The sequence below is a fragment of the Martelella sp. UBA3392 genome, assembly GCF_002358775.1.
Lineage (GTDB): Bacteria > Pseudomonadota > Alphaproteobacteria > Rhizobiales > Rhizobiaceae > Martelella > Martelella mediterranea.
Genome location: NZ_DEPM01000170.1, coordinates 958 through 7,771, shown reverse-complemented (window position 1 = coordinate 7,771; position 6,814 = coordinate 958). Strand labels below are relative to the sequence as shown.

The window sequence follows — 6,814 nt, the reverse complement described above, 5'->3', positions numbered from 1 at the left end:
ACCGGCCGCACCCGCCGCAAGGTCTCGGTCTACGTGCCGGCCGGCGCGCTCGAGATCGACTGGCGCGAGGACGACGACCACGTCATCATGACGGGGCCGGCGGAACATGAGTGGTCGGGAAGAGTGGACCCCAACACGGGAGAATGGGAACGTTGAGTTTTTCTTCGTTGGGAAACGCGCTTAACAGCACCCCAGAGTTGTATTAAGCTTACCTCCGCGAGGGGGATCCAATGGCCACAGCATCCAATGACGGTCATTCAGGACTGCAGAGAAAGTGGCATCACCGGCTGACAGCACCGATACGCCAATTCTATAGCAACCCTTCCCGTCCCCAACTGGCTTTTTTCTGGCTCAATTTCGTATTGCCTGCCGGCTTTTATCTACTCGTGTCCGGCACGGTCCATTCGGTAGCCTTTTTTACCTACACCTTCTTCAAAGATCCCTATGAACCGAGCTCCGCCCTCCAGATGGCCGCGATTGCCAATCTGGTACTCAAACTGATCTTCTTTCTCGGCATTGAGGTAGCCAACCTCTATGCGATGCGGCGCTTTCGCAGAAGCAGGCTGGCCTTTCTCGCCGCCTTCGTCTTGAACCCGCTTGCCCTGCCCACAGGCATGACGGCCTTCCTGCCTGCCCTTCTCAGCATTCTCCCCACATGGTCCGATATCGTGACTGAAGGGCTTTCTCTGGCACGCACCGGCGCAATTTCACCCTCCTCACTCTTGCTGCTGGTCCTCACCGGCCAGCCCGTCCTGTGAGGAAAGCGAGATGGCAAGTCCTTCCGAACGCCTTGGTAATGCCCTGACAAAACGCTACCGGCGCATGCGCGGCGATAACGCATCACTGGCAGATGCTCTGCTTTCAAGATTGCAGCAGGCGGACCCTGCGCTGAAGGCATTTTTCTGGATCAATTTCATAGTGCCGGCGGCCTACAGATTCTATATCAGCAAGCTCGGTCTCTGGAGCCAGTCGGCAGTCATTGCCCCGTTCAGGCAGGGCCTTGAAAACGGAACATATACATGGGCCGACATCTATGCCGACCCGGCTCGGGCGTTCATGCTCAACTGGTTTCCACTTGAAGTGATGCTCACGTCATTTCTCGTACTGCAGGTTCTGAATGTACGCTGCATGAAGCGGTTTTCTGAGCGCAGGCGGCTGTTTCAGCTTGTCCTTGCCAGCAATTTTCTTGCATTGCCCATCGGCAGTATCGGCATCTTGCCGGTTCTGCCGCGCCTACCCTTTGATCTTGCCACGTATGCCTTCCACCTCTTGCTGCTTTGAAGGACGCCCTTTCATTTCGCGGCCCGTTAGGCCATATAGCGGGCAAACCGGAATCCGAGAATTATGACCGTCCGTACCCTGACATTCGGCTGCAGGCTGAACACCTATGAGAGCGAAGTCATGCTCAAGGCCGCGACCGAGGCCGGGCTTGAGGATGCGATCCTGGTGAATACCTGCGCGGTGACCGGCGAGGCCGTGCGCCAGGCGCGGCAGGCGATCCGCAGGGCGCGGCGGGAAAACCCGTCCACCCGCATCGTCGTCACCGGCTGCGCTGCGCAGACCGAGAAGGAGACCTTCGCGCGGATGCCGGAGGTCGATGCGGTGCTCGGCAACGCCGAAAAGCTCGAGGCCCGGCACTATCGCCGCCTGCCCGATTTCGGCGTTTCGGCGGAGGAAAAGCTGATCGTCAACGACATCATGAGCGTGCGCGATACCGCGCCGCAGATGGTGGAAAGCATTGATGGCCATGTGCGGGCCTTCCTGCAGGTGCAGAACGGCTGCGACCACCGCTGCACCTTCTGCATCATCCCCTATGGCCGCGGCAATTCGCGCTCCGTGCCGATGGGCGCGGTGATCGACCAGGCCCGCACGCTTGCCGAACAGGGCTATCGCGAAGTGGTGCTGACCGGGGTCGACGCCACCTCCTATGGCGCGGACCTGCCCGGCGAGCCGACGCTCGGCCTGCTGGCGAAGACGCTCTTGAAACAGGTGCCGGAGATTGCCCGCCTCAGGCTGTCATCGATCGACAGTATCGAGGTGGACCAGCATTTGCTCGATCTTCTGGCCGACGAGCCGCGCTTCATGCCGCATCTGCACCTCTCGCTTCAGCACGGCGACGACCTGATCCTGAAGCGGATGAAACGCCGGCATCTGTCGGCGGACGCGCTGGCCTTTATCGCAAAGGCGCGGGAACTGCGCCCAGGCATCGCCTTCGGCGCGGATTTCATCGCCGGCTTCCCGACCGAAACCGAAACGCATTTCGACAATCTGGTGCGTTTTGCCGAGGAGGCCGATATCGCCCAGCTTCACGTCTTCCCCTACAGCCCCCGCCCCGGCACGCCGGCGGCGCGCATGCCGCAGCTCGACCGGGCGCTGGTGAAGGAACGGGCGCGGCTTCTGCGCGAAACCGGCGAGCGGCTGAAGGCGCGACACTTCGCCGGCATGATCGGCAAAAGGGAAACCGTGCTCGCCGAACGCGGCGAGAACGGCCATACCGAAAATTTTGCGCCGGTCGCCACCCCCGGCCTCGAACCGGGCCGGTTCGTGACGGCCCGCATCATCGGCCATGACGGCAAACGGCTGATCGCGGATTTCAGCCCCGCCTGAGACGGGTTTTGGCTGTCCCGCGTTGACAAGCCTCCGCCGCAGCACGGATATAGGGGCAATGCGGGCGCGCCGGCTTGAAACAAACAGGAAAATATTCCCATGGCCCTTGGCTTCATGAAAAACGTCTTCACCTTCGGCAGGAAACAGGCCGCCGAGGAGAGCAAGCCGGAAGACGCAATCGCGCCGAGCGAAGCGGAAGCAATTGGCGCCGGCGAAGACGCCGAGGCCGCTCCCGTCGAAAAAACGCCTGCTGCGCCGGAAACGCTTGCCGAGGCGAAGAGCGCCGATCCCTGGGACGATGACAGCATTGTCGGCGGCGTGGTCGGCCCGGGCAGCAAGCCGCAGGAAGAGGCGGAGAACGAAGCCGAGGCATTGCCCGCCGCCGAGACGCATGAGGCCGAGCCGGAGCCGCGACCCGTTCCGGTCGAGGAGCCGGAGGAAACCACGCCGGTTGAAACAGCCTCCGATGAGAATGCCGACGCGCCGAAGCCCGACAGCCCTGCCGAGCCAGAAAAGCCTGCGGAAGCGCCCGAGCAGCCCGCGATCCGCAATCAGGGCTTCGAGATCGTTACCGGCAGAACGGTCGAGACTCCTGCCCCGCAACCGGCGAAACGGCAGAGCTGGTTCCAGCGCCTGCGCGCCGGCCTGTTCCGCACCTCGCAGCAGCTTTCCGGCCAGATCGCGGCCCTTTTCACCAAGCGCAAGCTCGACGAGGACGCGCTGGAGGAGCTGGAGGACCTCTTGATCCAGGCCGATCTCGGCGTCGAGACCGCGATGCGGATTACCGATACGCTGTCTTCGGAACGCTACGGCAAGGATGTCAGCGGCAATGACGTCGTGCGCATCATGGCCGGCGAGATCACCAAGGTGCTGACCCCGGTCGCAAAACCGCTGCAACTCGACCTGTCGCACAAGCCGCATGTGATCCTGGTGGTCGGCGTCAACGGCACCGGCAAGACCACCACGATCGGCAAGCTCGCCGCCAAGCTGACCCGCGCCGGCCTGAAAGTGACGCTCGGCGCCGGCGACACATTTCGCGCGGCCGCGATCGAGCAGCTGAAAATCTGGTCGGAGCGCACCGGCGCCGAATTCGTCGGCACCAAGCTGGGCGCGGACGCGGCGGGCCTTGCCTATGACGCCTTCAAGCGCGGCCAGGAAAACGGCTCCGATGTCGTGATCATCGACACCGCCGGCAGGCTTCAGAACAAGGCCGAGCTGATGGATGAGCTTGCCAAGATCGTGCGCGTGCTCGGCAAGCTCGATCCCGACGCCCCGCACACCGTGCTGCAGACGCTCGACGCCACCACCGGCCAGAACGCCATGAACCAGGTGGAAATCTTCCGCAATATCGCCGGGGTTTCCGGGCTGGTGATGACCAAGCTCGACGGCACCGCCCGCGGCGGCATTCTGGTGGCGATCGCCGCCAAGCACAAATTGCCGGTCTATTTCATCGGCGTCGGCGAGGGCATTGACGACCTCGAACCCTTCGAGGCCGCCGAATTCGCCGAGGCGATCGCCGGCCGGCAGGTGGAAGAGCAGGATTGATCGCGGTAGCCTGAGCGCAAGCCGCAGAGCCCCCATCGGCCTCCCTCTGGGGGAGAGATTGTTTGTCGCGATATGGGGAGGCCCGCACTATCGCGAGGTCCACCCCCAAATGCCGTTTTTGCGCCTCACATACCCAAATTCGCCGTTTTTGGGGTTGATGAGGCGCGTCTGACAGGCCACTTAGCAGATCACAAGCACAAAACCGGCGGAACGATGACCGACACCACGAAAAAACTGACCACGGAGCAGAAGGAAGAACCGTTCCTCAAGCTTGCCTTCGAGCTCGGCCCGCTGATGGTCTTCTTCTTCGCGAATTTCCGCGGCGAATGGCTGATGAACACCTTTCCGGCGCTTTCCGTGTTCGGCACGCCGCTTCTGGTGGCGACCGCGCTGTTCATGATCGCGACCGTGATATCGCTGATCGGTTCGCGCATCATGCTTGGCAATATCCCGCTGATGCCGCTGGTTTCGGGTGCGGTGGTCATGGTGTTCGGCGCTCTGTCGATCTGGCTGCAGGACGAGACCTTCATCATGATGAAGCCGACCATCGTCAACGGCCTGTTCGCCGCCGTGCTGCTGGGCGGGCTTGTCTTCGGCCGTTCGTTGCTCGGTTACGTGTTCCACTCCGCCTTCAAGCTCGATGACGAAGGCTGGCGCAAGCTCACCTTCCGCTGGGGCCTGTTCTTCGTATTCCTGGCCGTCCTCAACGAAGTGGTCTGGCGCAATTTCTCCGCCGATTTCTGGGTCAACTTCAAGGTCTGGGGCACGATGCCGATCACCATCGCCTTCACGCTTTTCCAGATGCCGCTGATCAACCGGCATACGGTGAACCCGGCGGAAGAGGAAGCGGAGGAGAGCTGACGCCTCTCGTCTCTTCCGCGTCAGTTCATCAGCTTCGACGCCGGGCCGATGCTGCGGTTGATGACGGGCAGGATTTCCTTTTCATAGGACGCTTGGTCGATCGGGCCGATCTTCTTGAAGATAATGGTGCCGTCGGCGCCGACCACGAAGGTTTCGGGAATGCCGTAGACGCCCCAGTCGATCGCCTCCGCGCCGTTCTCGTCGACGCCGATCGCGGCATAGGGATTGCCGAGCTCATTGAGGAATTTCAGCGCGTTTGCCGGCTTGTCCTTGTAGTTGATGCCGACGAGATTGATCGCCGGATCCTTCGACAGTTCCAGAAGATAGGGGTGCTCGGCGCGGCAGGGAATGCACCATGAGGCGAAGACGTTCACCAGCGTGAACTTGCCTTCGATTTCCGTATCTGTGAGCGCCGGGCGGTTGCTGCCCTCAAGCGCGGGCAGATTGATCGCAGGCGCCGGCTTGCCGATGAGGACGGAGGGAATTTCGGACGGATCGTGACCCGATACGAACTGCCAGCCGAACACGCCGAAGAGCCCGACAACGACGACCAGAGGAATGGCCGCGACGAGATAGCGGCGCGTTTTGCCCTTCCCGCTTTCGCTCATGAGCGGCCCCGGACGCTGCGGCGGGCGGCGCCCGCCTTTTCCAGAGCGTCAAGCTCGCGTCGTCTGGCGCGGCCGTCGACGAGCAGCCAGAGCACCAGCGCGGCGAACACCAACGCGGTCGCGCCATAGGCGGCGTAGATGAAGAAGGCGTGGCTCAATTTGTCATCCTCGGCGCTTCCGCCCGGCTGGCCGCGACCCGGCGCATGGCGGAAACGCGGCGGCGCAGGATCTCGTTGCGCATGGCGGCAAGATGCATGGTGAAGAAGGCGAAACTATAGGCGAGCGCCATAACGGCAAGCGGCCACAGAAACACCGGATCGATCGTCGGCCCGTCCAGCCGGATCACGCTTGCCGGCTGATGCAGCGTGTTCCACCAATCGACCGAGAACTTGATGATCGGGATGTTGACCACGCCGATGAGAATCAGGATCGCGGCAAGGCGGGCGGCGCGCTGGGGCTCGTCCACCGCGCGGTGCAGCGCGATGATGCCGAGATACATCAAAAACAGGATGAACACCGAGGTCAGCCGCGCATCCCAAACCCACCACGCGCCCCACATCGGCTTGCCCCAGAGCGAGCCCGTCAGCAGCGCCAGAAAGGTGAAGGCGGCCCCGATAGGAGCGGCAGCCTTGTGCGCGACATCGGCGAGCGGATGACGCCAGACCAGCGTGCCGAGCGCGGCAAAAGCCATCACCACATAGCACATCATCGAAAGCCAGGCGGCGGGCACGTGGATATACATGATCCGCACCGTATCGCCCTGCTGGTAATCGGCCTCGGAGGTGAAGGAGAGATAAAGCCCGACGGCGAAGAGCACGACGGTGATCGCGATCATGGCCGGCAGCACGCGCCGGACGAGGCCCAGAAACCGCGTCGGGTTCGCAAGCCCCGAAAACATTCCGCCCTTTGCCATCGTCTGGTTCATCGCCGTCACCGCTTGCTGTCGATCATGGTTTCGCTCAATCATCCGCCTGACGCAAGGCCACAGCCGCGGCGACCGGGCCGACCACCGCAAAAAACAATGTGATCGCGGTGAGCAGCAGGAAGGGCGGCAGGAACGGATCGATATCGGAGGTCACCGCATAGCTCGCGCCGACGCCGAAGATCAGCACCGGGATCGAGAGCGGCAGGATCAGGATCGGCACCAGCAGCCCGCCGCGCGGCAGCGAGACCGCGATGGCCGCCCCCGCCGC

9 protein-coding genes are annotated in these 6,814 nt (G+C 62.7%); 5 read left to right on the top strand and 4 right to left on the bottom strand.

The genetic code is table 11. The features are described 5' to 3' along the window. Positions 1 to 230 precede the first annotated feature (230 nt). From B4E36_RS12970 to B4E36_RS12950, 5 genes are all read left to right on the top strand, one after another. Positions 231 to 758 carry a hypothetical protein gene (locus tag B4E36_RS12970; RefSeq protein WP_292051729.1) on the top strand — a complete coding sequence of 176 codons (528 nt, stop codon included), beginning with the start codon at positions 231 to 233 and terminating at the stop codon, positions 756 to 758. Positions 759 to 768: 10 nt separating this feature from the next. Continuing rightward, complete coding sequence (locus tag B4E36_RS12965) at positions 769 to 1,281, top strand: hypothetical protein (protein ID WP_018064422.1); 513 nt, start codon at positions 769 to 771, stop codon at positions 1,279 to 1,281. Between the two features lie 63 nt (positions 1,282 to 1,344). Beyond that, entirely contained in the window at positions 1,345 to 2,607 is a 1,263-nt protein-coding gene (gene mtaB / locus B4E36_RS12960; RefSeq protein WP_292051735.1) for a tRNA (N(6)-L-threonylcarbamoyladenosine(37)-C(2))-methylthiotransferase MtaB, read from the top strand. Positions 2,608 to 2,706: 99 nt separating this feature from the next. After that, positions 2,707 to 4,152, top strand: a complete 1,446-nt coding sequence (gene ftsY, locus B4E36_RS12955) for a signal recognition particle-docking protein FtsY (RefSeq protein WP_292051737.1) — start codon at positions 2,707 to 2,709, stop codon at positions 4,150 to 4,152. Between the two features lie 213 nt (positions 4,153 to 4,365). Further along, positions 4,366 to 5,013, top strand: a complete 648-nt coding sequence (locus B4E36_RS12950) for a septation protein A (RefSeq protein ID WP_292051739.1) — start codon at positions 4,366 to 4,368, stop codon at positions 5,011 to 5,013. Between the two features lie 20 nt (positions 5,014 to 5,033). On the opposite strand, the gene B4E36_RS12945 is transcribed toward B4E36_RS12950, so the two are convergent. From B4E36_RS12945 to B4E36_RS12930, 4 genes are all read right to left on the bottom strand, one after another. Beyond that, positions 5,034 to 5,621: a DsbE family thiol:disulfide interchange protein gene (locus tag B4E36_RS12945; protein ID WP_292051741.1), complete on the bottom strand. Its 588-nt coding sequence runs from the start codon at positions 5,619 to 5,621 to the stop codon at positions 5,034 to 5,036. Continuing rightward, positions 5,618 to 5,779: a heme exporter protein CcmD gene (gene ccmD, locus B4E36_RS12940; RefSeq protein WP_018064417.1), complete on the bottom strand. Its 162-nt coding sequence runs from the start codon at positions 5,777 to 5,779 to the stop codon at positions 5,618 to 5,620. Before ccmD ends, B4E36_RS12945 begins: the two co-directional genes overlap by 4 nt. After that, positions 5,776 to 6,546: a heme ABC transporter permease gene (locus B4E36_RS12935; RefSeq protein WP_292051743.1), complete on the bottom strand. Its 771-nt coding sequence runs from the start codon at positions 6,544 to 6,546 to the stop codon at positions 5,776 to 5,778. Before B4E36_RS12935 ends, ccmD begins: the two co-directional genes overlap by 4 nt. A 34-nt stretch (positions 6,547 to 6,580) precedes the next feature. Next, the coding region (locus B4E36_RS12930) for a heme exporter protein CcmB (RefSeq protein ID WP_345900438.1) at positions 6,581 to 6,814 on the bottom strand (234 nt) is incomplete at its 5' end.